At 64.6% G+C, this 24,449-nt stretch carries 25 protein-coding genes; all 25 read right to left on the bottom strand.

Annotation, left to right across the window (positions count from 1 at the left end):
- Positions 1–32 precede the first annotated feature (32 nt).
- A complete protein-coding gene (locus KSS95_RS19895; protein ID WP_217848983.1) occupies positions 33–959 on the bottom strand; it encodes a CheW domain-containing protein in 927 nt (308 codons plus the stop codon).
- The gene (locus tag KSS95_RS19900; protein WP_217848985.1) at positions 959–1,747 is read right to left on the bottom strand and encodes a ParA family protein; all 789 of its coding nucleotides are present in this window, start codon (positions 1,745–1,747) and stop codon (positions 959–961) included. The genes KSS95_RS19895 and KSS95_RS19900 overlap by 1 nt, the downstream gene beginning before the upstream one ends.
- 82 nt (positions 1,748–1,829) lie before the next feature.
- Positions 1,830–2,687 carry a flagellar motor protein MotD gene (gene motD, locus KSS95_RS19905; RefSeq protein WP_134693816.1) on the bottom strand — a complete coding sequence of 286 codons (858 nt, stop codon included), beginning with the start codon at positions 2,685–2,687 and terminating at the stop codon, positions 1,830–1,832.
- A 3-nt stretch (positions 2,688–2,690) separates the two neighbouring features.
- Positions 2,691–3,431, bottom strand: a complete 741-nt coding sequence (locus tag KSS95_RS19910; protein WP_134693815.1) for a flagellar motor protein — start codon at positions 3,429–3,431, stop codon at positions 2,691–2,693.
- Positions 3,431–4,558, bottom strand: coding sequence for a protein-glutamate methylesterase/protein-glutamine glutaminase (locus KSS95_RS19915; protein WP_217848987.1), 1,128 nt, complete (start codon positions 4,556–4,558; stop codon positions 3,431–3,433). Before KSS95_RS19915 ends, KSS95_RS19910 begins: the two co-directional genes overlap by 1 nt.
- 45 nt (positions 4,559–4,603) lie before the next feature.
- Positions 4,604–6,850, bottom strand: a complete 2,247-nt coding sequence (locus KSS95_RS19920) for a chemotaxis protein CheA (RefSeq protein WP_217848988.1) — start codon at positions 6,848–6,850, stop codon at positions 4,604–4,606.
- A 12-nt stretch (positions 6,851–6,862) separates the two neighbouring features.
- Positions 6,863–7,651 (bottom strand): protein phosphatase CheZ, encoded by a 789-nt coding sequence (locus KSS95_RS19925; protein ID WP_134693812.1) that lies wholly within the window; start codon positions 7,649–7,651, stop codon positions 6,863–6,865.
- 18 nt (positions 7,652–7,669) lie between these two features.
- Positions 7,670–8,044, bottom strand: coding sequence for a chemotaxis response regulator CheY (locus KSS95_RS19930; RefSeq protein ID WP_134693811.1), 375 nt, complete (start codon positions 8,042–8,044; stop codon positions 7,670–7,672).
- A 103-nt stretch (positions 8,045–8,147) separates the two neighbouring features.
- Positions 8,148–8,888, bottom strand: coding sequence for an RNA polymerase sigma factor FliA (fliA, locus tag KSS95_RS19935; protein ID WP_134693810.1), 741 nt, complete (start codon positions 8,886–8,888; stop codon positions 8,148–8,150).
- Positions 8,885–9,718 (bottom strand): flagellar synthesis regulator FleN, encoded by an 834-nt coding sequence (gene fleN, locus KSS95_RS19940; protein WP_016393812.1) that lies wholly within the window; start codon positions 9,716–9,718, stop codon positions 8,885–8,887. Before fleN ends, fliA begins: the two co-directional genes overlap by 4 nt.
- A gap of 114 nt (positions 9,719–9,832) precedes the next feature.
- Complete coding sequence (gene flhF / locus KSS95_RS19945; protein WP_134693809.1) at positions 9,833–11,146, bottom strand: flagellar biosynthesis GTPase FlhF; 1,314 nt, start codon at positions 11,144–11,146, stop codon at positions 9,833–9,835.
- A gap of 11 nt (positions 11,147–11,157) precedes the next feature.
- Entirely contained in the window at positions 11,158–13,287 is a 2,130-nt protein-coding gene (gene flhA, locus KSS95_RS19950; protein WP_217848990.1) for a flagellar biosynthesis protein FlhA, read from the bottom strand.
- 975 nt (positions 13,288–14,262) lie between these two features.
- Positions 14,263–15,405, bottom strand: coding sequence for a flagellar biosynthesis protein FlhB (gene flhB, locus KSS95_RS19955; RefSeq protein ID WP_217848992.1), 1,143 nt, complete (start codon positions 15,403–15,405; stop codon positions 14,263–14,265).
- A 2-nt stretch (positions 15,406–15,407) separates the two neighbouring features.
- A complete protein-coding gene (fliR, locus tag KSS95_RS19960; RefSeq protein ID WP_217848994.1) occupies positions 15,408–16,184 on the bottom strand; it encodes a flagellar biosynthetic protein FliR in 777 nt (258 codons plus the stop codon).
- Positions 16,185–16,191: 7 nt separating this feature from the next.
- Entirely contained in the window at positions 16,192–16,461 is a 270-nt protein-coding gene (fliQ, locus tag KSS95_RS19965; protein WP_023630488.1) for a flagellar biosynthesis protein FliQ, read from the bottom strand.
- A 21-nt stretch (positions 16,462–16,482) separates the two neighbouring features.
- Positions 16,483–17,238 carry a flagellar type III secretion system pore protein FliP gene (gene fliP, locus KSS95_RS19970; RefSeq protein ID WP_217848996.1) on the bottom strand — a complete coding sequence of 252 codons (756 nt, stop codon included), beginning with the start codon at positions 17,236–17,238 and terminating at the stop codon, positions 16,483–16,485.
- Positions 17,238–17,687 carry a flagellar biosynthetic protein FliO gene (gene fliO, locus KSS95_RS19975; RefSeq protein WP_217848998.1) on the bottom strand — a complete coding sequence of 150 codons (450 nt, stop codon included), beginning with the start codon at positions 17,685–17,687 and terminating at the stop codon, positions 17,238–17,240. The genes fliP and fliO overlap by 1 nt, the downstream gene beginning before the upstream one ends.
- Positions 17,688–18,146 carry a flagellar motor switch protein FliN gene (fliN, locus tag KSS95_RS19980; protein WP_134690820.1) on the bottom strand — a complete coding sequence of 153 codons (459 nt, stop codon included), beginning with the start codon at positions 18,144–18,146 and terminating at the stop codon, positions 17,688–17,690.
- Between the two features lie 46 nt (positions 18,147–18,192).
- Entirely contained in the window at positions 18,193–19,161 is a 969-nt protein-coding gene (gene fliM, locus KSS95_RS19985) for a flagellar motor switch protein FliM (RefSeq protein WP_134690822.1), read from the bottom strand.
- Between the two features lie 10 nt (positions 19,162–19,171).
- Positions 19,172–19,669: a flagellar basal body-associated protein FliL gene (gene fliL / locus KSS95_RS19990; RefSeq protein ID WP_217848999.1), complete on the bottom strand. Its 498-nt coding sequence runs from the start codon at positions 19,667–19,669 to the stop codon at positions 19,172–19,174.
- Positions 19,670–19,959: 290 nt separating this feature from the next.
- On the bottom strand, positions 19,960–21,306 hold the full coding sequence (locus KSS95_RS19995) for a flagellar hook-length control protein FliK (protein WP_217849001.1): 1,347 nt from the start codon (positions 21,304–21,306) through the stop codon (positions 19,960–19,962).
- Between the two features lie 73 nt (positions 21,307–21,379).
- A complete protein-coding gene (locus KSS95_RS20000; protein ID WP_217849003.1) occupies positions 21,380–21,718 on the bottom strand; it encodes an Hpt domain-containing protein in 339 nt (112 codons plus the stop codon).
- Positions 21,719–21,785: 67 nt separating this feature from the next.
- Positions 21,786–23,477 carry a fused response regulator/phosphatase gene (locus KSS95_RS20005; protein WP_217849005.1) on the bottom strand — a complete coding sequence of 564 codons (1,692 nt, stop codon included), beginning with the start codon at positions 23,475–23,477 and terminating at the stop codon, positions 21,786–21,788.
- Positions 23,478–23,485: 8 nt separating this feature from the next.
- Positions 23,486–23,791 carry an STAS domain-containing protein gene (locus tag KSS95_RS20010; protein WP_217849007.1) on the bottom strand — a complete coding sequence of 102 codons (306 nt, stop codon included), beginning with the start codon at positions 23,789–23,791 and terminating at the stop codon, positions 23,486–23,488.
- A gap of 202 nt (positions 23,792–23,993) precedes the next feature.
- Positions 23,994–24,446 carry a flagellar export protein FliJ gene (fliJ, locus tag KSS95_RS20015; RefSeq protein WP_217849009.1) on the bottom strand — a complete coding sequence of 151 codons (453 nt, stop codon included), beginning with the start codon at positions 24,444–24,446 and terminating at the stop codon, positions 23,994–23,996.
- Between the last annotated feature and the right edge of the window lie 3 nt (positions 24,447–24,449).

Genomic DNA, 24,449 nt, shown 5'->3' on the forward strand with positions numbered 1-24,449 from the left:
CTCTGTGTAGCCGCGGCAGTAGCGGCGTTGATTCAGTTGTGTTTGGTGTTCATCTGCTTGACCGCGCCACTGGCGATCAGCTCGGCCAGTTCGGCCACATCGAGCAGCGCGCACATGTGTTCGATCACCGTGCCCGCCAGCCACGGACGCTGGCCGCGTTGGCTGCGCCACTTGATCTCGGCCGGGTCCAGGCGCAGCGAACGGCTGACCTGGTGTACCGCCAGGCCCCATTCGTAGCCCTGCACGGAAATCACGTACTGCAGGCCCTGGCGAAAATCGTCGCGGTAGCGGTCGGGCATGACCCAACGCGCCGTATCCAGCACCTTGAGGTTGCCCGCCTGGCACGTGAGGATGCCGAGGAACCAGTCCGGCTGGCCGAACAGCGGTGTCAGCTCCTGCCCGGCCAGGGTGTAGATCGAACCGAGGCAGACCAGGGGGACCGCCAGGGTCAGGCCGGCCACGTCGAACAGCAAGCATTCGAACGGCTCGGCGGCCCAGGCCGGACGCCCATCGACCGTGGCCGGTGGGGTCGGCGCAGCAGGCGCGACCGGGGCCTGCAGTTCGACCAGTGGCACCACCAGCTCGGCGGCCGGGGCTTCGCTGGGTAGCGCAATGCTGGCTTCGGCCACCTGGGTGGTTGCCACCACGCTGACCACCGGCGCCTCTACAGGGGGCGCCGGGGGCAGAACAGTGGGCAGGACCTTGGCGTGCGGCTCGGCGAAAGGCCGTGCCGGTGCCGGCACAGGCGCAGGCGCGTCCTGACGCTGGGCGTCGCGGGCCTGCTCCTCACGGACGGCCGCCTCGAATTCATCGCTGGGCGCCGCTTCGATCGCCGGCGCGCTGACTGCCGGTGCATGCTCCGGCAGGTCGAATATTTCGGTGGCCTCCTGCAGCAACCCATCGAGGTAGGACTGCAGGGCCATCTGGGGCTTGCTGGTGATAGGCCGCGCCTGGTTCATCACGCCACCTGCAACGCAGAGCGGTAGGTAAGCAGGTGCTTGAGCAGCGCCCGGTAGGCCACCACACCACGGCTCTTGCCGTCGAACTGCGACGGCGTGACACCGTTGCGGCTGGCGTCGCGCAGGCGCGTGTCAACCGGGATGTAACCCTGCCAGACCTGCTCGCCATAGGTGTCGCGCAGCACTTTCAGGGTGCCCAGCGAGGCCTGGGTACGGCGGTCGAACAGCGTGGGCACGATCTGATACGGCAGCGCCTGCTTGCGCGAGCGGTTGATCATGCCCAGGGTCCCGACCATGCGCTCCAGGCCCTTGACCGCAAGGAACTCGGTCTGCACCGGGATCACCAGTTGCTGGCTGGCGGCCAGGGCGTTGACCATCAGCACGCCGAGCAAGGGCGGGCTGTCGATCAAGGCGAAGTCGAAATCCTGCCACAGCTGCGCCAGACTCTTGGCGATCACCAGGCCCAGGCCGCTCTGCCCTGGCGACTGGCGCTCGAGCACCGCCAACGCGGTGCTCGACGGCAGCAGCGAGATGCGCTCGTCGCTGGTGGGCAGCAGCAGTTGGCCCGGCAGGCCCTCGGGCACCGTGCCCTTGTGCAGGAACAGGTCATAGCAACTGTGCTCGAGCGCGTCGGGGTTATGCCCGAAGTAGCTGGTCATCGAGCCGTGGGGGTCCAGGTCGACCACGACCACGCGCTTGCCCGCCTCGGCCAGCAGGCCGGCCAGAGCGATGGTGGTGGTGGTCTTGCCGACGCCACCTTTTTGATTGGCTACTGCCCAGACTCTCATAGGACAACTCTTGACTCGTTAATGTCGCCGAACCCTGTGGAAACCGGCTCCCACAGGCACGCGGCGACAGAGAATTGACGAGTTATTGCCCCGCCACCGATGCAGGCGTGGCTGGTGCACTTTGTGTGCCAGCCCGGCGCAGCGCGGCATCGGGGGTGGCATTGGCGCTGCCGCTGCCGGTCAGGCTGCGACGTACCTCGAGGTTGCGCGAAATCACCAGGACCACGCGGCGGTTGCGCGCGCGGCCCTCGGCACTGTCGTTGCTGGCCACCGGCTGGTACTCGCCGTAGCCCACCGAGGCCATGCGCGCCGGGTTGACCCCTTCCATGGCCAACAGGCGGACGATGCTCGCCGCCCGCGCCGAGGACAGTTCCCAGTTGGTCGGGTACTGGGCGGTGCGGATCGGCAGGTTGTCGGTGAAGCCCTCGACGTGCACCGGGTTGGCGAACGGCTTGAGGATCTTCGCCACCTTCTCGATGATCTCGAAGGCGACATCGCTGGGCATGGCATCGGCACTGGCAAACAGCAGCGAGGAGTTGAGCTCGATCTCGACCCACAGCTCGTTGCCGCGCACTGTCATCTGGTTGGACTTGATCAGGTCACCGAAGGCATCGCGAACATCGTCGCTGATGGTCTTGAGCGGGTCGGCGCTACTCTGCGCCAGGCCCGCGTCGGTCTGCTCGCTGTCCTTGATCAACGGCTCGGCCGGGCGCACCGACAATGGCCGCTCCTCGCCGATGGGGATCGGCTTCATGGTCCGATCGGGGTCGTTGAACACCCCGATCAGCGCCTGGGAGATGACCTTGTACTTACCCTCGTTGATCGAGGAGATCGAGTACATGACCACGAAGAAGGCGAACAACAGGGTGATGAAGTCGGCATACGACACCAGCCAGCGTTCGTGGTTTTCATGTTCCTCGGTATGACGACGGCGGGCCATGGCTTACTCCATGAAGCCTTGCAGCTTCAGCTCGATCGAGCGCGGGTTCTCGCCTTCGGCGATCGACAGCAGGCCCTCGAGGAGCATTTCACGGTAGCGCGACTGGCGCAGGGTGATGGCCTTGAGCTTGTTGGCGATCGGCAGCAGGATCAGGTTGGCGCTGGCCACGCCATAGATGGTGGCGACGAAGGCCACGGCGATGCCGTTGCCCAGCTGCGACGGGTCGGCCAGGTTGCCCATCACGTGGATCAGGCCCATGACCGCGCCGATGATGCCGATGGTCGGCGCGTAGCCGCCCATGCTCTCGAACACCTTGGCAGCCTGGATGTCACGGGCTTCCTGGGTCAGGAAGTCGACTTCGAGGATGCTGCGGATGGCTTCCGGCTCGGCGCCATCGACCAGCAGTTGCAGGCCCTTGCGCGCATAAGGGTCGGGCTCGGCGTCGGCCACGCCTTCCAGGCCCAGCAGGCCTTCCTTGCGCGCGGTCAGGCTCCAGTTCACCACCCGGTCGATGCCGCCCACCAGGTCGACCCGTGGCGGGAAGAAGATCCAGCGCACGATCTGCAAGGCGCGCTTGAACGACGACAGCGGCGACTGCAGCAGCGCCGCCGCCAGCGTACCGCCCAGCACGATCAGCGCGGCCGGGCCGTTGAGCAGCGCGCCAACGTGGCCACCCTCGAGGAAGTTGCCGCCGACGATGGCGACAAAGGCGAGGATCAGGCCGATAAGGCTGAGGACATCCATCAGACGCACGCCTCGACCAGGTGCTTGCCGATTTCGTCCAGGCTGTACACGGCATCGGCCAGGTTGGCCTTGACGATGGCCATGGGCATGCCATAGATCACGCAGCTGGCTTCATCCTGCGCCCACACGGTGCTGCCGCCCTGCTTGAGCAGGCGCGCGCCCTCGCGGCCGTCGGCGCCCATGCCGGTGAGCACCACCGAGAGCACCTTGTCGCCATAGGACTTGGCCGCCGAACCGAAGGTGATGTCGACGCAAGGCTTGTAGTTCAGGCGCTCATCGCCCGGCAGGATCTTCACCGTGCCACGGCCGTCGACCATCATCTGCTTGCCACCGGGGGCCAGCAGCGCCAGGCCTGGGCGCAGCACGTCACCGTCCTCGGCTTCCTTGACGCTGATCTTGCACAGCTTGTCGAGACGCTCGGCAAAAGCCTTGGTGAAAGCCGCCGGCATGTGCTGGATCAGCACGATCGGCGCCGGGAAACTGGCCGGCAGTTGCGTCAGCACGCGCTGCAGGGCCACCGGGCCGCCGGTGGAGGTACCAATGGCCACCAACTTGTAAGGCTTGCGCTTGGGCGCCGGCGAGTGCGCGCCAGCCGGTGCCGCGGCTCGGGCCGAGGCGGCGGCGGTACGCGCCGGGGCGCTGCTGGCCAAGCTGCTGGCCGGGGCATGGCTGCTGGCCGCAGCGGGCGCGGCGGCCGGGGCCGGGGCGGCATAGGCGCTGAAACGGCGGTTGCTGCGCGAGATGGTGTGGACCTTCTCGCACAGCATCTGCTTGACCTTCTCGGGGTTGCGCGAGATGTCCTCGAAGTTCTTCGGCAGGTAGTCGACCGCGCCGGCGTCCAGCGCATCGAGGGTAACCCGGGCGCCTTCGTGGGTCAGCGAGGAGAACATCAGCACCGGCGTCGGGCAGCGCTGCATGATGTGCCGCACCGCGGTGATGCCGTCCATCATGGGCATTTCGTAGTCCATGGTGATGACATCGGGCTTGAGCGCCTGCGCCTGGTCGATCGCTTCCTTGCCGTTGGTCGCGGTGCCCACGACCTGGATCGTCGGGTCCGCCGAGAGAATTTCCGAGACACGGCGGCGGAAGAAACCGGAATCATCCACCACCAGGACCTTGACTGCCATAAACACTCCATTAGGCGGCGCACCCGCCTGGGCGCGCCACCGAAATCAAATACGCCGGGCGGCGTAACGCTTGAGCATGCTCGGTACGTCGAGGATCAGCGCAATGCGCCCGTCACCGGTGATGGTGGCGCCGGACATGCCCGGGGTCCCCTGCAGCATCTTGCCCAGCGGCTTGATCACCACTTCTTCCTGGCCGACCAGCTGGTCGACGACGAAGCCGATGCGCTGGGTGCCAACCGACAGGATCACCACATGGCCTTCGTGCTGCTCTTCGTGCTCGTGGTCCTGGACCAGCCAGCGCTTGAGGTAGAACAGCGGCAGCGCCTTGTCGCGCACGATCACCACTTCCTGGCCGTCGACCACGTTGGTGCGCGACAGGTCGAGGTGGAAAATCTCGTTGACGTTGACCAGCGGGAAGGCAAACGCCTGGTTGGCCAGCATTACCATCAGCGTCGGCATGATCGCCAGGGTCAGCGGCACCTTGATGACGATCTTCGAGCCCTGGCCCTTGGCCGAGAAGATGTTGATCGAGCCGTTGAGCTGGGAAATCTTGGTCTTCACCACGTCCATGCCGACGCCGCGGCCGGACACGTCGGAAATCTCGGTCTTGGTCGAGAAACCCGGGGCGAAGATCAGGTTGTAGCAGTCCGACTCGCTCAGGCGGTCGGCCGCGTCCTTGTCCATCAGGCCCTTTTCCACGGCCTTGGCCCGCAGCACGCTGGGGTCCATGCCCTTGCCGTCGTCGGAGATCGACAGCAGGATGTGGTCGCCCTCCTGCTCGGCGGACAGCACCACGCGGCCTGTGCGCGCCTTGCCGGAGGCCTCGCGCTCGTCGGGCATCTCGACGCCATGGTCGACGGCGTTGCGCACCAGGTGCACCAACGGGTCGGCCAGGGCCTCGACCAGGTTCTTGTCCAGGTCGGTCTCTTCACCGACCAGCTCCAGGTTGATCTCTTTCTTGAGCTGGCGGGCCAGGTCGCGGACCAGGCGCGGGAAGCGGCCGAAGACTTTCTTGATCGGCTGCATGCGGGTCTTCATGACCGCGGTCTGCAGGTCGGCGGTGACCACGTCGAGGTTGGACACGGCCTTGGACATGGCCTCGTCGCCGCTGTTCAGGCCCAGGCGCACCAGGCGGTTACGCACCAGCACCAGTTCGCCGACCATGTTCATGATTTCGTCCAGGCGCGCGGTGTCGACCCGCACGGTGGTTTCCGCTTCGCTGGCGCCATGTTTCTCGGCGGCAGCGGCCGGCGCACGGGCTGGCGCGGCAGGCTTGGCGGCAGGCGCCGGTGCGGCGGCGGCAGGCGCCGGTGCGGCGGCGGCAGGCGCCGGCGCTGGCTTGGCAACCGGCTTGACCTCGGCCTTGGGCGCCGCCGGTGCGGCAGTCACGGCGGCGGCAGGGGCCTCGGCCGCGACGGCGTCGCCGGAGAACTTGCCCTTGCCGTGCAGCTGGTCCAGCAGCGCTTCGAACTCGTGTTCGCTGATGTTTTCGTCGCCTGCGGCAACTGGCGCGGCACTGGTGGGCGCTGCGGCCGCCGGCAGGGCGTCGACGGCAAAGGTGCCCTTGCCGTGCAACTGGTCGAGCAGCGATTCGAACTCATCGTCGGTGATTTCGTCGCTGCTCGGCGCCACGGCCGCGGGCTCGCTGACGGCCGCTTCAGCCGAGAACTGGCCCTTGCCATGCAACTGGTCGAGCAGCGACTCGAACTCGGCGTCGGTGATTTCGTCACCCTCGCCTGTGACCTGCTCGCCTTGCAGCTGCTCGTGAACGGCTGCTTCGGCCTTGACCGCATCCAGCGAATCGAGCAGTTGCTCGAACTCGGTGTCGGTGATGTCGGGCTCGGCGGCCGCTGCTTCGGCGACCGGCTCGGCCTCGACCACTGCAGCCGGTGCTTCGGCGCCACCCGGCTCGGCCAGGCGCGACAGCGCCGCCAGCAGTTCCGGGGTGGCCGGGGTCACGGCGCTGCGCTCGCGCACCTGGCCGAACATGCTGTTGACCGTGTCGAGTGCCTCGAGCACCACGTCCATCAGCTCGGCATCGACCCGGCGCTCCCCTTTGCGCAGGATGTCGAACACGTTCTCGGCGATATGGCAGCACTCCACCAGCTCGTTGAGCTGGAGGAAGCCGGCGCCCCCTTTTACAGTGTGGAAACCGCGGAAAATCGCATTGAGCAGGTCCGCGTCATCGGGCCGGCTTTCCAGCTCGACCAGTTGCTCGGACAGTTGCTCGAGGATTTCGCCGGCTTCTACCAGGAAATCCTGGAGGATTTCTTCATCGGCGCCGAAGCTCATTAAACGTGCTCCTTAAAAACCCAGGCTGGACAGCAGATCATCGACATCGTCCTGACCGGACACGACGTCTTCACGCTTATCGGCATGAATCTGCGGACCTTCACCCCGAGTCGGATGTTTTTCTTGATCTTTTTCAGCACGCAGCTGCTGGTGGTCATGTTCGATGCCGGCAAAGCGGTCGACCTGACTGGCCATCAGCACGAGCTTGAGCAGATTGCTTTCTACTTCGGTGACCAGCGCGGTTACCCGCTTGATCACCTGGCCGGTCAGGTCCTGATAGTCCTGAGCCAGCAGAATGTCGTTGAGGTGGCCCGAGACCTTGCGGTTGCCTTCGGCACTGTGCGTCAGGAAACTGTCGACGCGCTTGACCAGCTCGCGGAATTCCGGCGCCGCCACTTCGCGGCGCATGAAGCGCTGCCAGTCGGCGGACAGGTCCTGCGCCTCGCTCGCCAGTGCATTGAGCACCGGGGTGCTCTCCTCCACCAGGTCCATGGTGCGGTTGGCGGCACCTTCGGTGAGGCGCACCACGTAGGAGAGGCGCTCGGTGGCATCGGTGATCTGCGAGACTTCCTCGGCCTGCGGCATCGCCGGGTCGATCTGGAAGCTGACGATCGCGCTGTGCAGCTCGCGGGTAAGCTTGCCCACCTCCTGGTACAGGCCGCGGTCGCGGGTCTGGTTCAGTTGGTGGATCAGCTGCACGGCCTCGCCGAACCGGCCGCGCTCAAGGCTCTCGACCAGTTCCTGGGCATGCTTTTTCAGGGTTGATTCGAACTCACCCAGCGAGTTGTTGATTGACTCCATGGCGCCCCCTGACGTGACTCAGCCGTTGACGCGTTCGAAGATCTTCTCGATCTTTTCTTTGAGCACCTGGGCGGTGAAAGGCTTGACCACATAGCCATTGACGCCGGCCTGGGCCGCTTCGATGATCTGGTCGCGCTTGGCCTCGGCAGTCACCATCAGCACGGGCATGCCCTTGAGACGGTCGTGGGCACGCACCTTGCGCAGCAGGTCGATACCGGACATGCCGGGCATGTTCCAGTCGGTCACCAGGAAGTCGTAATGCCCGGCTTCGAGCATCGGCAGCGCCGTGGTGCCGTCGTCGGCCTCTTCGGTATTGGTGAAGCCCAGATCACGCAACAGGTTCTTGATGATCCGCCGCATCGTCGAAAAGTCGTCAACGATGAGGATTTTCATGTCTTTGTTCAATTAGACCTCCAAGCAGTCTTAAACGCGCTCGGCGCCGAGCGCGCAGTCAATCAATTCGGCACCACAAAATACGACTGCATCGAACCTTGGCTCAACGCGCCCGCCATTCACCCAGACGGCTGCGCAGACGTGCCGCGCACTGGCTGTGCAACTGGCTGACACGCGACTCGCTGACCCCCAGCACCTCACCGATTTCCTTGAGGTTCAGCTCTTCGTCGTAGTACAGCGCCAGGACCAGGCGCTCGCGCTCCGGCAGGTTGGCGATGGCATCGGCCAGGGCGGCCTGGAAGCGCTCGTCCTCCAGGTCCCGCGATGGCTCCAGCTGGCCACTGGCTCCGTCCTCGTGCAGCCCTTCGTGTTCGCCGTCCTGCAGCAGGTCGTCGAAACTGAACAGGCGGCTGCCCAAGGTGTCGTTCAGAATCCCGTAGTAATCATCGAGACTCAATTGGAGTTCGGCAGCAACCTCGTGATCTTTAGCGTCGCGACCGGTCTTTGCTTCAACACAGCGAATCGCATCGCTGACCATGCGCGTGTTGCGGTGCACCGAACGCGGTGCCCAATCGCCCTTGCGCACCTCGTCGAGCATGGCGCCACGGATCCGAATACCGGCGTAGGTCTCGAAGCTGGCGCCCTTGCTGGCATCGTACTTGTTGGCGACTTCCAGCAGGCCGATCATGCCGGCCTGGATCAGGTCCTCGACCTGGACATTGGCCGGCAACCGGGCCAGCAAGTGGTAGGCGATGCGCTTGACCAGCGGCGCGTAGCGTTCAACCAGCTCGTACTGGGCGTCCTTCGCCGCCTTGCTGTACATCTTGAAACCGCTCGCGTTCATAGCACGGGCCCTGCGCTGGTGGGTTGCACCAGGCGCTCGACGAAGAACTCCAGGTGGCCCCGCGGGTTGGCAGGCAGCGGCCAGCTGTCGACCTTCTGCGCAATGGCCTTGAAGGCCAGCGCGCACTTGGACCGAGGGAAGGCCTCATAGACCGCCCGCTGCTTCTGCACCGCCTTGCGCACGCATTCGTCGTAAGGCACGGCGCCAACGTATTGTAGGGCGACGTCGAGGAAGCGATCCGTGACCTTGGTCAACTTGGCGAAAAGGTTGCGACCCTCCTGCGGGCTCTGGGCCATGTTGGCCAGCACGCGGAACCGATTCATGCCGTAGTCGCGGTTGAGCAGCTTGATCAGGGCGTAGGCGTCGGTGATCGAGGTGGGTTCGTCGCACACCACCAGCAGCACTTCCTGGGCGGCGCGAACGAAGCTGACCACCGAGTCACCGATACCCGCGGCGGTATCGATCACCAGCACGTCGAGGTTGTCGCCGATCTCGCTGAAGGCCTGGATCAGCCCGGCATGCTGCGCCGGCGCCAGGTGCACCATGCTTTGCGTGCCGGAGGCCGCCGGCACGATGCGCACACCGCCCGGTCCCTGCAACAGCACGTCGCGCAGTTCGCAGCGGCCCTCGATGACATCGGCGAGGGTGCGCTTGGGCGTGAGCCCCAGCAGCACGTCGACATTGGCCAGGCCCAGGTCGGCGTCCAGCAACATGACCCGGCGGCCGAGCTCGGCCAGCGCCAGGGACAGGTTCACTGAAACGTTAGTCTTGCCGACGCCACCTTTGCCACCGGTCACGGCGATCACCTGTACGGGATGCATGCTACCCATGTCTGTTCTTTACCTTGTCTCGCTTGGACCCAGGCCACATGAGGGGCTGAACAGTCAAGGCCACGGTCCGGCCGGACAACCCCATGATGTAGGTACTTTGCACAGTATTCACCCTCAACCCGCGCGCTTGCCAGGGTTGTGGTACAGATCAGCGAACATGTCGGCCATGGCCTCGTCGCTGGGCTCGTCCTGCAGCTGCACGCTGACCGCGCGGCTCACAAGTTGGTGCTTGCGCGGTAATTGCAGGTCGTCGGGAATGCGCGGGCCATCGGTCAGATAGGCCACCGGCAGTTCGTGACGGATGGCCAGGCTCAGCACTTCGCCAAGGCAGGCCGTTTCGTCCAGTTTGGTCAGGATGCACCCGGCCAGGCCACAGCGCTTGTAGCTGTGGTAGGCGGCAGTGAGCACCTGTTTCTGGCTGGTGGTTGCCAGCACCAGGTAATTCTTCGCGGCGATACCGCGCCCGGCCAGGGTTTCCAGTTGCATGCGCAGGGCCGGGTCGCTGGCCTGCAGGCCGGCGGTGTCGATCAGCACCACGCGCTTGCGCAGCAGCGGCTCGAGGGCCTGGGCCAGCGACTCGCCCGGGTCGACGTAGGTGACCGGCACATTGAGGATTCGCCCCAGGGTCTTGAGCTGCTCCTGGGCGCCGATACGGAAGCTGTCCATGCTCACCAGCGCCAGGTTGTTCGCGCCGTACTTGAGCACATAGCGTGCGGCCAGCTTGGCCAGGGTGGTGGTCTTGCCCATGCCGGCCGGGCCGACCATGGCAATTACCCCACCCTCTTCGATGGGCTCGATCTCGGGCACGTCGATCATCCGCGCCAGGTGCGCCAGGACCATGCGCCAGGCCTGGCGCGGCTCTTCGATTTCGGCGGTGAGCTCGAGCAGTTCGCGGGCCAGGCCACCGGACAGGCCCAGGCGCTGCAGACGGCGCCAGAGATTGGCCTGCTGCGGCTTGCTGCCCTGCAGTTGGCTCCAGGCCAGCGAACCGAGCTGGACTTCGAGCAGCTCGCGCAGGCCATTGAGCTCGAAGCGCATGGCATCGAACAGGCGTGGGTCGACCGCCGCCGCGGCCGGAGCGGCCACTGGCGCGGGTTCATCGACCTGCGGCTCGATCAGCGGCTCGGACGCGGTCAGCGACTGGCCGGCAAACAGCTGGCGATTGCCACCCTCGCCCGCTTCGCCACGGCCGCTCAGCTCAGCCTGGGCGGTGACGATGCGCGACTGGGTCTTGCGCAGCTCGTCCTCCAGCTCGACGTTGGGCACGCGCGGGGCCAGGGCGGACAGCTTGTAGTCCAGCGCAGCCGTCAGTTCGACACCGCCAGCGATGCGCCGATTGCCGATGATGGCGGCGTCGGAGCCGAGCTCATCACGGACCAGCTTCATGGCCTGACGCATATCGGCGGCGAAAAAACGCTTAACTTGCATAACCCACTACCTCAGCCATTGGGGCCCACGGTGGCAACGATGGTGACTTGCTTGTTGTCAGGTATTTCCTGATACGCCAAAACATGCAAATTCGGTACAGCCAGGCGACCGAAGCGCGACAGCATGGCGCGGATCGGGCCGGCAACCAGGAGGATGGCCGGCTGGCCCTGCACTTCCTGGCGCTGGGCGGCTTCGATCAACGAACGCTGAAGCTTTTCGGCCATGCTCGGCTCAAGAAGAACACCGTCTTCCTGACCTTGCCCGGCCCTTTGCAAACTATTGAGCAAAATCTGTTCCAACCTTGGCTCCAAGGTGATCACAGGCAGCTCGGACTCAACGCCGACAATGCTTTGCACGATGGCGCGACACAATCCGACACGCACCACCGCCACCAGCGCGGCGGTATCTTGACTCTTGTTCGCATTGTTGGCGATGGCTTCGGCAATGCTGCGGATGTCGCGCACCGGCACCTGCTCGGCAAGCAACGCCTGCAACACCTTGAGCAGCCCCGACAAGGAAATGACACCCGGCACCACTTCCTCGGCCAGTTTCGGCGAGACCTTGGCCAGTACCTGCAGCAATTGCTGCACCTCCTCATGCCCGATCAGTTCATGGCAGTGCTTCTGCAGGATCTGGTTGAGGTGCGTGGCGACCACGGTACTGGCGTCCACCACGGTGTAGCCCAGCGACTGCGCCTGGGCGCGCTGGCCAACGTCGATCCACACCGCCTCCAGGCCGAATGCCGGGTCGTGCGCGGCGATGCCGTTGAGGGTGCCGAACACCTGGCCGGGGTTGATCGCCAGCTCCCGGTCCGGATAGATCTCGGCCTCGGCCAGGATCACCCCCATCAGGGTCAGGCGGTAGGCGCTGGGGGCCAGGTCGAGGTTGTCGCGAATATGCACGGTGGGCATGAGGAAGCCCAGGTCCTGGGAAAGCTTCTTGCGCACGCCCTTGATGCGCGCCAGCAGCTGGCCACCCTGATTGCGGTCGACCAGCGGGATCAGGCGGTAACCGACCTCCAGGCCGATCATGTCGATGGGGGTGACGTCGTCCCAGCCCAGCTCCTTGGTTTCCATGGCGCGCTGCGGCGAGGGCAGCAGATCCTGCTGGCGCTGGGCTTCCTCCAGCGCAACCACCTTGGCCTTCTGCTGCTTCTTCCAGACCAGATAAGCCCCCCCACCGGCCAATGCCCCGAGGCTGAGGAAGGCAACGTGGGGCATGCCTGGCACCAGGCCCATGACGATCATCAGCGCCCCGGAAACCGCCAGGGCCTTGGGCGAATCGAACATCTGCCGGTTGATCAACTTGCCCATGTCCTCGGAGCCCGAGGCGCGGGTGACCATGATCGCGGCGGCGGTGGACAGCAGCAGCGATGGCAACTGCGCCACCAAACCGTCACCGATGGTCAGCAGGGCGTAGACCTTGCCGGCGTCGCCGAAGGTCATGCCGTGTTGCAGCATGCCGATGAGCATGCCGCCGATCAGGTTGATGAACAGGATCAACAGGCCGGCGATGGCGTCACCGCGCACGAACTTGCTGGCACCGTCCATCGAGCCGTAGAACTCGGCTTCCTGGGCGACTTCGGCGCGACGGGCCTTGGCCTGGACCTGGTCGATCAGGCCGGCGTTGAGGTCGGCGTCGATGGCCATCTGCTTGCCGGGCATGGCGTCGAGGGTGAAGCGCGCGCTGACCTCGGAGATGCGCCCGGCGCCCTTGGTCACCACCACGAAGTTGATGATCATGAGGATGGCGAACACCACCGCACCGACGACGTAGTTGCCGCCGATCACCACTTCGCCGAAGGCCTGGATCACCTTGCCGGCGGCGCCGTGGCCTTCTTGGCCGTGGAGCATGACCACGCGGGTGGAGGCGACGTTGAGGGCCAGGCGCAGCAGGGTCGCCACCAGCAGGATGGTGGGGAACGCGGCGAAGTCCAGTGGACGCAGGGCGTAGACGCAGACCAGCAGGACCACGATCGACAGGGCGATGTTGAAGGTGAAGAATACGTCGAGCAGGAACGGTGGTATCGGCAACATCATCATTGCCAACATCACCAGCAGCAGCAGCGGCACGCCCAGGTTGCCCCGGCCGAGACCGGCCAGGTTGTTGCGGGCGTTGCTGATTAACTGAGTGCGATCCACCGCGAGTCCTCTTCAAGCAAAACTTTGACGCCTGTGTGGCGCCTGGCGCTGCCTTTGCAAGAAGCTTTCCAACTTTTGGGGATGGGGGATTTTCTTGGGGGGCGGGGGCGGGGGCGGGGTCGGGGTCGGGAATTGTTTTGGCTTTTGTATGCGCATTCATTTGCTGTGCCGACGTACAGTCACCCTTCCGCCCTTACGGCGGCCTACTTTTGTCGTGGCAAAAGTAGGCAAAACCGTTCCGCTCCGTTCATCCGGCCCCTACGCTACGCTCCGGGGTTCCCTCGCTCCGTTCTTGCTCCCGTGGGTACCGCGCTGTAGGGCCCATCCTGGGCCCCAGCGCTCGACGGCCATCCATGGCCGTCGCCCCACTACGCAAGAACTCCGCTCGGCCTCCTGAAGTCGCAATTGGCGGCGCCTGGGCTATCGCGCACTTAGAAGCAAAATCAAGAGCAGTTCAAGAGCAGATCAAGAGCAGATCAAGAGCAGAGATTTATGGTTTGTTAGTTGGAACTGTGTTGCTTGTCCAGACGCCATCGAGGGTAAAGCCCACTCCCACGATTGGCCACTTTATCGGCTTGGCGTGGAAGCGGGCTTGCCCCGCGATGCGATCCAGAGTTCCCCCTAATTCAACTAGCGATTAGCTGCGTCAGTGCAGGCGCCGCCCCTAACTTCGCGACTTCAGGAGGCCGAACGCAGGCCTTGCGTAGGGAGGTGACGGGCATGGATGCCCGTCAAGCGCTGGGGCCCAGGATGGGCCCTACAGCGCGGTCCTCCCGGGAGCAAGGCCGGAGTGAGGGAACCCCGGAGCGAAGCGTAGGGGCCGGATGAATGGAGCGAGGATTTTTTGGTTCCTTTTTGATCCTTCAAAAAGGGACCCGCCGTAAGGGCGGAAAGGTGACTAAGCGTCGATATAGAAAATGAATGCGCATACAACTCGCAAAACAAACAACAAACAACAAACAACAAACAACAAACTCAACTATCCCGCCGCAAATCCTCAGGAATCGGCAAATCCTTGTTCAACGGATCAGGCGCCTTACCCCTCCCCGCCCGATACTGCCGAATCTGGAACACATAAGCCAACACCTGCGCCACCGCCAGGTAAAGCCCCGCCGGAATCTCCTGCTCAAGCTCGGTGGAATAGTAGATCGCCCGCGCCAGGGCCGGCGACTCGAGAATCTGCACCTTGTGCTCCACCCCGATCTCGCGAATCTTCAAAGCCATGAAATCCGTGCCCTTGGCCAGCAGCAACGGCGCCGAGCCGCCCTTCTCGGGGTCGTACTGCAAGGCCACCGCATAATGGGTCGGGTTGGTGATGATCACGTCGGCCTCCGGCACCGCCGCCATCATCCGCCGTTGCGACATCTCCCGCTGCAACTGCCGGATCCGCTGCTTGACCTCAGGCTTGCCCTCGCTGTCCTTGTACTCGTCCTTCACTTCCTGCTTGGTCATCTTCATTTTCTTGTTCGTCTGGAACAGCTGGTACGGCACATCGATCGCCGCGATCAGCAACAGCCCAGCCGCCATCCACAAGGCACTCCAGCCCACCACCTGGACGGCATGGATGATCGCCTGCTCCATGGGCTCGTTGGCGATCGCCAGCAACGCCTGGCGGTCGCTGGCCAGCACCAGCAACGCCACCATCAGGATCATGATGAACTTGGCCACCGCCTTGAGCAGCTCGGTCAGCGCATTCATCGAGAACATGCGCTTGATCCCCGACAGCGGGTTCATGCGGCTGAACTTCGGCTGCAGCAGGCTCCCGGAGAACAAAAAACCACCCAGGGCGATGGGTGCAACGAAGGAAATGACGAACAACAGGATCAGGATCGGCTGCACCGACCAGATCGCCATCTTGCCCGAGGCCAGCAGGAACGCCCCCATGCTCCGCTCATCGACGATCACCTCGCGGGGCAGGCTGAAATTCATGCGCATCAGCGTCATCAGCGTCTCGGCCAGGTAGCCGCCGAAGGCCAAAAGCCCACCCGCCCCCGCCAAGGTCACCGCAACGGTATTGAGCTCCTTGGAGCGGGCAACCTCACCTTTCTCGCGCGAGTCGCGCTTGCGCTTCTCGGTGGGTTCCTCTGTCTTGTCCTGACCGCTCTCGCTTTCTGCCATGCTCAGCGCGCCCGTGCCAGTTCACGCAGCCACTGCAGCGCTTCGCTGGCCAGTGCCTGGTAGTGGGAAAGGATATCGGCCAGGCCGACCCAGAAGATGCCCATGCCCAGCACCAGGGTCAGCGGGAAGCCGATGGAGAAAATGTTCAACTGCGGCGCGGCCCGGGTCATCACGCCGAAGGCGATGTTGACCACCAGCAGCGCGGCGATGGCCGGCAAAATCAGCAGCAACGCCGCCCCCAGCACCCAGCTCAGGCGCCCGGCCATTTCCCAGAAATGACCGACCACCAGGGCATTGCCCACCGGCAAGGTGGTGAAGCTCTCGGTCAGCACCTCGAACACCACCAGGTGGCCGTTCATCAACAAAAACAGCACACTGACCAACATGGTCATGAACTGGCTGATCACCGTGACGTTGACACCGTTGGCCGGGTCGACCATGGAGGCGAACGCCATGCCCATCTGCACGGCAATGATCTGCCCGGCGATGACGAAGGCCTGGAACAGCAACTGGAGGGAAAAACCGAACAACGCGCCGACAATGATCTGCTCGGCGCACAGCAGCATGCCACGCAGGCTCAGCGGGTCGACTTCAGGCAACGGCGGCAGGCCGGGCACGATCACCACGGTGATCGCCACGGCGGCATACAGGCGCACCCGCGCCGGCAGCATCTTGGTGCCGAAGATCGGCATGGTCATCAACACCGCCATCACCCGGAACAGCGGCAGGATGAAGGTGGCGACCCAGGTGCCGATCTGCGTGTCGGTCAGCTCCAGCATGGCGGCATCAACCGATCAGCTGCGGAATGCTGGTGTACAGGCCGATGAAGTACTCCATGAACTTCTGCACCAGCCAGGGCCCGGCGACGATCAGGGTGATCAGCATCACCAGCAGGCGCGGCAGGAAGCTCAAGGTCTGTTCGTTGATCTGCGTGGCAGCCTGGAACATCGCCACCACCAGGCCGATCAGCAGGCTCGGCACCACCAGCACGGCCACCATCAGGGTGGTCAGCCACAAGGCATCGCGGAACAGGTCGACGGCGACTTCAGGTGTCATGGGAAGCTCTCCTTGACGGCGTCAGACACCGCCGAAACTGCCGGCCAGGGTACCCATGATCAGCGCCCAGCCATCGACCAGGACGAACAACATGATCTTGAACGGCAACGAGATGATCAATGGCGACAGCATCATCATACCCATGGCCATCAGCACGCTGGCGACCACCATGTCGATGATCAGGAACGGGATGAAGATCATGAAGCCGATCTGGAACGCGGTCTTGAGCTCCGAGGTGACGAACGCCGGCACCAGGATGGTCAGCGGCACCTGCTCGGGCCCGGCGATGTCGGTGCGCTTGGACAGGCGCATGAACATGTCCAGGTCGCTTTGCCGGGTCTGCGTCAGCATGAACTCCTTCAGCGGCCCCTGGGCCTTGTCGATGGCCTGCTGGGCGGTCATCTGCTCGGCCAGGTATGGCTGCAGCGCGTCCTTGTTCACCCGCTCGAACACCGGCGCCATGATGAACATGGTGAGGAACAGCGCCATGCCGGTGAGCACCTGGTTCGACGGCGTCTGCTGCAGGCCCAGGGCCTGACGCAAGATGGAGAAGACGATGATGATGCGGGTGAAGCTGGTCATCAGGATGACGAACGCCGGAATGAAGCTCAGCGCCGTCATGATCAGCAGGATCTGCAGGCTGACCGAATACTCCTGCTGGCCGTCCGCGCCATTGGACAGGGTGATGGCCGGAATCGACAGCGGGTCGGCGGCCAGGGCCAACGGCGCAGCCAGCAGCAGCGCCAGGGTCAACAACACGCGCAGTGCGCCGCTCATCACTTCTTGTCCTTCTGGTCCTTGCCCATCAGCTCGAGCAGCCGCTGGGCGAATTCCGGCGCGGCCTGGCGGGTGCCGGCGGGCACTTCGACAGGCTCGGCCAGCACATGCAAGGCCTCGATACTGCCTGGGGTGTGGCCGATGAGGATCTGTTCCTTGCCCACCTGTACCAGCAGCAAGCGATCACGCGGGCCGATGGCGCGGCTGCCGACAATCTCGATCACCTGGGCGCCCCGCTGCACCGAGCTTTGCATGCGCCGCAGCAGCCAGGCCAGGAAGAAGATCAGGCCGACCACCAGCAACAGGCCGAAGACCATCTGCGCCAGTTGCCCGCCCAACCCGCCGGGCGCGGGCGCCGCAACCGGCACCGCGGACACCTCGGCGGCCATCGCCGCCTCGCTCGCCAGCAATGCGCCCAGGGCCATGACGGCCCGCACCATGCCCTTCACTCAGCGCAGCTTCTTGATACGTTCGCTGGGGCTGATCACGTCGGTCAGGCGAATGCCGAACTTCTCGTTGACCACCACCACTTCGCCGTGGGCGATCAAGGTGCCGTTGACCAGCACGTCCAGCGGCTCGCCAGCCAGGCGATCGAGCTCGATCACCGAACCCTGGTTGAGCTGCAGCAGGTTGCGGATGCTGATCTCGGTGCTGCCCACTTCCATGGAGATGCTCACCGGGATGTCCAGGATCACGTCCAGGTTCGGGCCTTCGAGGCTGACGTTCTCGTTGGGCTTGGGCGAGCTGGCGAACTCTTCCATCGGCAGGCGGCCGGTACCCGAGGCGTCGGCAGCCAGCAGCGCGTCGATGTCGGACTGACCGGCATCGCCGGTCTCTTCCAGGGCCGCGGCCCACTCATCGGCCAGGGCCTGTTCCTCGGGAGAAGTGATCTCGTTTTCGTTAGCCATGATTTCCTCGACAGGCATTCAATACGTTAGAGCGACCGGCACGCCGTCAGCGGCGTTCGATCGGGTCGATGATCTGCAGCGACAGGGTGCCCTTGTGCGAACCCAGCCGCGCCTTGAACGACGGCACGCCGTTGGCGCGCAGCACCAGGTGCTCGGGGAGCTCCACCGGGATCACGTCGCCCGGCTGCATGTGCAGGATGTCGCGCAGCTTGAGCTGGCGCCGGGCAACCGTGGCCGAGACCGGCACATTGACGTCCAGCACGTCCTCGCGCAGGGCCTTGACCCAACGCTCGTCCTGGTCGTCCAGGTCGGACTGGAAGCCGGCATCGAGCATTTCGCGCACCGGCTCGATCATCGAGTAGGGCATGGTCACGTGCAGGTCGCCGCCGCCGCCGTCCAGTTCGATATGGAAGGTCGAAACCACCACCGCCTCGCTGGGGCCGACGATGTTGGCCATGGCCGGGTTGACCTCGGAGTTGATGTACTCGAAGTTGACCGGCATGATCGCCTGCCAGGCTTCCTTGAGGTCGACGAAGCACTGGTCCAGGACCATGCGCACCACGCGCAGCTCGGTCGGGGTGAACTCTCGGCCCTCGATCTTGGCATGCCGCCCGTCGCCGCCGAAGAAGTTGTCCACCAGCTTGAACACCAGCTTGGCGTCGAGAATGAACAGCGACGTGCCGCGCAGTGGCTTGATCTTGACCAGGTTCAGGCTGGTCGGCACGTACAGCGAGTGCACGTACTCACCGAACTTCATCACCTGCACGCCGCCCACCGCCACGTCGGCGGAGCGCCGCAGCAGGTTGAACATGCTGATGCGCGTATAACGGGCGAAACGCTCGTTGATCATTTCCAGGGTCGGCATGCGCCCCCGGACGATACGGTCCTGACTGGTCAGGTCGTAGCTCTTGATGCTGCCGGGCTCGGCGGCACTTTCGGTTTGTACCAGCCCATCGTCCACCCCATGCAACAGGGCATCGATCTCATCCTGGGACAGCAGGTCCTGCACGGCCATCTATGTGCTCCTACTGCAATACGAAATTGGTGAACAGCAGCTGGTCGACGACCGGCCTGCCGACTTCTTTCTGCGCCACTTCCTGCACCACCGCGGTGGCTTTCTGGCGCAGCATCTCCTGGCCGACCGGGCTGCTGGCGAGGGTATCGAAGCCCTGGCCGGAGAACATCATCACCAGGTTGTTGCGGATCACCGGCATGTGCACTTTCAGCGCTTCGAGGTCAGCCTGGCTGCGCCCCTGCATGGTGATGCTCACCTGCATGTAGCGCTGACGGCCATTCTGGTTGAAGTTGACCACGAAGGCCGGTGCCAGGGGCTCGTAGATCGCCGCTGCCTTGACGTTGCTCTGGGCCGCATCCGCCGCGGGCGCCGACTCGCTCTTGTGCATGAAGAACCAGGTTGCGCCCACCGACAGGCCGACCGCCAGGAGCAGGGCCAGCACCAGCAGCAGGATCAGCTTGAGTTTGCCTTTAGTGGCGGGGTCTTTCACTGCGTCGCTCTTCGCCATGCCAATAATCCGTCGTCCATCGCGGTTTCAAAGAAGGATGACGTGGCTTGAGCAAGTGTTATGCCAGATTTGTCAGTTGCGCAGATTGTGTTCGCCAGCCCATCGCGATGAAGGGCACCGGCTGCGCCGGTGTTCGCCGGCAAGCCGGCTCCTACAATGCCGCGACCCACCTGAACCCTGTAGGAGCCAGCCTTGCTGGCGAAGCAAGCGCCGCGATGGACGGCACCGGCTGCGCCGGTGTTCGCCGGCAAGCCGGCTCCTACAATGCCGTGGCCCGCCTGGACGCTGGCTCAGGCGTAGTAGTCGACCGCGCTGTCGCCCACCACCATCTGCTGCTCCACTGGGCGCGCGGCATCGGCCAGCTCGCCGCCCTCGGCGCCCGCCTCGGCACGGCGTGCGGCGACGCCCGACAGGCTGCTCGAACCACCCTGCTGCGCCTGCTGTTGCTGCTGGCCGCGAGACTGGTCGGCAACGCTGACATCCGGCTGGGCCAGGCCCTGCTGGGTGAACAACTCGCGCAGGCGATGCACCTGGCTGTCGAGCGCATCACGCACACCGGCATGACCGCTGACGAAGTGAATCTGCGTCGACTGGTCCGCCGCGACATTGACGCGAATGTCCAGGCGCCCCAATTCAGCAGGCTCGAGCTGGATATCCGCCGACTTGAGGTTCTGGCTGGACAGGTACATCACCCGGTTGACCAGGCCCTCGGTCCAGGCCCCCTGGTTCATCGCCAAGGGCTGCTGCAGCGGGCTCGGGGTCGCCGGCACGGCATTGGCGACTTTCGCGGTCACTGCCTGGGTCAGGTTGGCCAGGCGATTGGCGAAGTCATCGACCCGCGTATCACTGTTGGCGCCCTTGATATCCTTGAGACCGTCGTCGAGCAGGCCGGCGAAAGCCTTGTCGCCGTGCTCGGCATGCCCCGCCTCTGGCTCGCCCTTGCCGGCCAGATTCGCCAAGGTATTGACGGCAACACTGGCGGGGTCGGCGGGTTGCTGACTGGTTTCACTGCGTGGGCTTACCGCATGGGCCGAGGTCGTGCCCTTGGCCTGGGCGTCCTGCTCGAGCGCCAGGCGCAGGGTCGGCATGTCGGCCAGCGGGTCGGCTTCAGGGTCGAACGCGGCCTTGGTCGCCTCGTCCACCGCGCCGAGCGTCGCCGGTACCGGCGCAGCTGCCGGCTGCAATGGCGGCTGCACCGCCGCCTGCAATACCGGCGCCACCGCCTCGGCCTGGGCCTGGAGCAACTGCGCCCCCGGCTGGGCATCGGTTACCTGCCCGGCCACCAGGCTGGCGTCGAGCGGCGCGGTCGCTTCGCTGTCGGTGCTGTCATCGCTGTCGCTGGCGGGCAGCGGCCTGATAGTCGATGGCAAGCGCTTGCCGTCATCGGCAACCGTCTGCGCACTGCTGCCGCCCGCCTTGCCGCCGGCGGCAGGCTCCGCCGCGTCACGATTCTTGCCAGGCGCAGCCTTGTCGTCACGCGCCGGCACACTGTCACGCCCCTGATTGGCCATGACCTTGTCGAAGCCGCCCCCCTGCTCGGGCGCCGCCTGCTGCGGCTTGTCCGCCGCGCCGACAGGCGGACGCGGAGCCTTGCTCAACAGGCCGGCTTGCAACAATGGATTGGGTGCGACAGGCATTGAAAGGTCTCCGCGCCAGAAACTGAAAAATCATATCTGGAGCAGGAAAAGCAAGACTCGCGCCAAGTTTGCGCTACTGCGCGGAAATTCGTTGCCGCTCACCTCGGTAGAACCGCTGGACTTCGAGGTACTCCTGATCGATGCGATTGATCAGGTCTTCGATGCCATACAGCGGCTGTTGCCGCACACGGTCCTCGAGCTGCTGGCACAGAGACGCCAATCCCCTGGCGCCCATGTTACTGCTGCTGCCTTTGAAGCTGTGCGCCGCCATCCCGAGCTCGCCAGCATCCTTGGCCTCATGCAGCTGGCTCAGGCGCCGCTCGGAATCCTCCAGGAAGGTTTCCAGCAACTGCAGGTAGCCATCTTCCATGACCTCGCGCAGGTCATTCAGCACCTTGTGATCAATATGCATGTCCACTTGCTCACTCCCTGATCAAGCCTGATTGCGCCAGGGCCGGCACCTGCCCGACCCATGTCGCTCACCATTCGAAATCCACCTGCGCCACACGCCCACCCTCCAGCCAGCGAGCACGCAACCCCAGGGTTCGCACCAGGCTCAGCCCACGACCACTGAAGCCCTGCGCGGCCGGACCATCGGCCAGCACCTGCGCCACATCGAAGCCCCCGCCACTGTCGCGGACTTCAATCATCAGACGCCCGCCAGCCCCTTGCGGTTCCACCCGCAGGTCGATGCGGACAAAGCCCGCAACCTGCCCCGCCAAGCGTTCGGCACGCTGCCGATAGTACTCCGCGAACCCCTGGGCGTCTTGCTTGAGCCGTGAATTCAGCCCAAGCACACCGTGTTCCAGGGCATTGGAGTACAACTCGCTGAGCACACTGTGCAATCGGCCGCTGCTGGGCCGCAGGCCATGGATCTCCTGCAGCAGTTGCACCAGGTAAGGCACGGGGTTGAAACGCCGCAGACTCTCCCCGCGCAACTCGAAATGCAGCGACCAGTCCAACGGGCTGGAACGCCCGCTGTCGGAGTAGACCACCGCCGCCGCGGCCACCTGTCCGGGCCCAAGCATACGGATGTCGCACAGGCTGATGTCATCGCGCGTCTGCCCGCCGAAACGCGCCAGCGCCTGCATGACCTCGTCGAACAGGCAGGCCGGCTGGCGATTGCTCGCCAACACCTCACGCAAGCGCTGCACGCCGAACAGACGCTCCTGGGCATCAGCGCTATCGACCACGCCATCGGACAACAGGAACAGCCGCTCGCCAGCCGCCAGCGGCATGACCTCGGTGCTGTCGTCGAACTGCTCGGCACTCAGGATACCCAGCGGCAGATGCCGCGATGGCAACACCGCCAGCACCTCGCCCGCAGCGGACAAGCGGTAGCCATCGGGCATCCCGCCATTCCACACCTCGACCGTGGCGCGCTGGAAGCTCAGGTTGAGCAACAGCGCGCAACAGAACATGTCCACGGGCAGGATGCGCTTGAGCTTGGCGTTCATCTCGCGCAATGTCTCGACCAGGCCGTAGCCCTTGGCGGTCATGCCGTAGAACACCTCGGCCAGGGGCATGGCGCCCACCGCGGCGGGCAAGCCGTGGCCGGTGAAGTCGCCGAGCAGCACATGCATGTCGCCAGACGGCGTGAACGCGGCCAGCAGCAGGTCGCCATTGAACAGCGCATAGGGCGATTGCAGGTAGCGGATGTTCGAGGCATTCAAGCAACCGGCATGGGCGACCTTGTCGAACACCGCCTTGGCCACCCGCTGCTCGTTGAGCAGATGATGGTGGTGCCGGGTGATCTGGTCGCGCTGCTCGAGCACCGTGGCCTGCAGCCGGCGCAAGCGGTCCATGGCGCGGATCTTGGCGCCGAGGATCACCGCACTGTAGGGCTTGGCCATGAAATCGTCGCCCCCGGCCTCGAGACAACGCACCAGCGCCTGCTCCTCGTTGAGCGAGGTGAGAAAGATGATCGGCACCAGCGCCTCGCCGGCCAGCGCCTTGATCTGCCGCGCCGCCTCAAAACCGTCCATCACCGGCATCAGGGCATCCAGCAACACCAGTTGCGGACGGTGCCGGGCAAACAGCGCGACCGCCTGTTCGCCGTTTTCCGCGGTGAGCACCTCATGGCCCTGGCGCCGGACGATCTGCGCCAGCAACAGGCGATCGGCGGCGCCGTCTTCGGCCACCAGCACGGTCAACGCCTGTTCGGTCGGCATGACCACACTCAACTGATGTCGAACAGCTTTTCGAAGTTGGAAATAGCCAGGATCTTGCGCACATCCGGGCTGGCGTGGACCACGCGGATATCCGCCTCCTCGCCGCCGACATGGTCGCGCAACAGCAGCAACATGCCCAGCGCCGAGCTGTCGAGGTAGGTGGCCTCCTTCAGGTCGACCACCACCGAATCCGGCTTGGGCCGCTGGCGCTCGTAGGCCTCGCGAAACTCCTGATGCTTGCCGAAATCGAAACGACCCTTGACCTTGATCGTCAGCTTTTTCCCTTCCTGTGAAAAATCAGCTTCGACTGCCATGCCAGCGATTCCTTCGATGATGGCGAATGCGACTCCTGAAGGTTTAGCAGTGCGCACCCCGGGCTGCAAGCTTGCCCTGTGGGCGTAATCGCCTTGGCCGGCCTGTACCGGCCAAGCCTGAAAGCCATACAGCCCCTGCAGGAGCGGCTTTAGCCGCGAACACCGGCACAGCCGGTGCCATCCAACGCAGCGCGCGACCGGCTCAGTGGGGATTTTGCCGCGGCAAGCGCTGGGACAGCTCATCGAGCAATTTCTGTTCGCGCTTGTCCTCGGCCCGGCGCGCTTCGTCCATGTACCGCTGCACCAGCTTGCGCAGCCCTTCGACCCGGGCATAGGTCTGCTGCCAGGTATTGCGCGCGTTATTGAGGTTGGTCTGATGCCAGGCCATGCTTTGACGCTGCTGGGTCATCGCTGTTTCCAGCTGCCCGAGAAAGCGCTGGTAGTTGACCAGCCAGTTACCGTCGACCCCTTGCGAGCCACGGTTGATCCACTGCTGCTGGTAGGCCTCGCGAAAACTCTCGAGCTCGGCCAGCTTGGCCTGGGCGTCACCGAGCAGCTTCTGGAAGTGCCCCAGGCGCTGGGCAGCCTTGCGCTCAGCCTCCTCGGCCATCTCCACCACCGGTGCCAGGCGCGCGGCTCGGCTGGGCTGGGCCATGGC

The organism is Pseudomonas muyukensis (genome assembly GCF_019139535.1).
GTDB classification, from domain to species: Bacteria; Pseudomonadota; Gammaproteobacteria; order Pseudomonadales; family Pseudomonadaceae; genus Aquipseudomonas; species Aquipseudomonas muyukensis.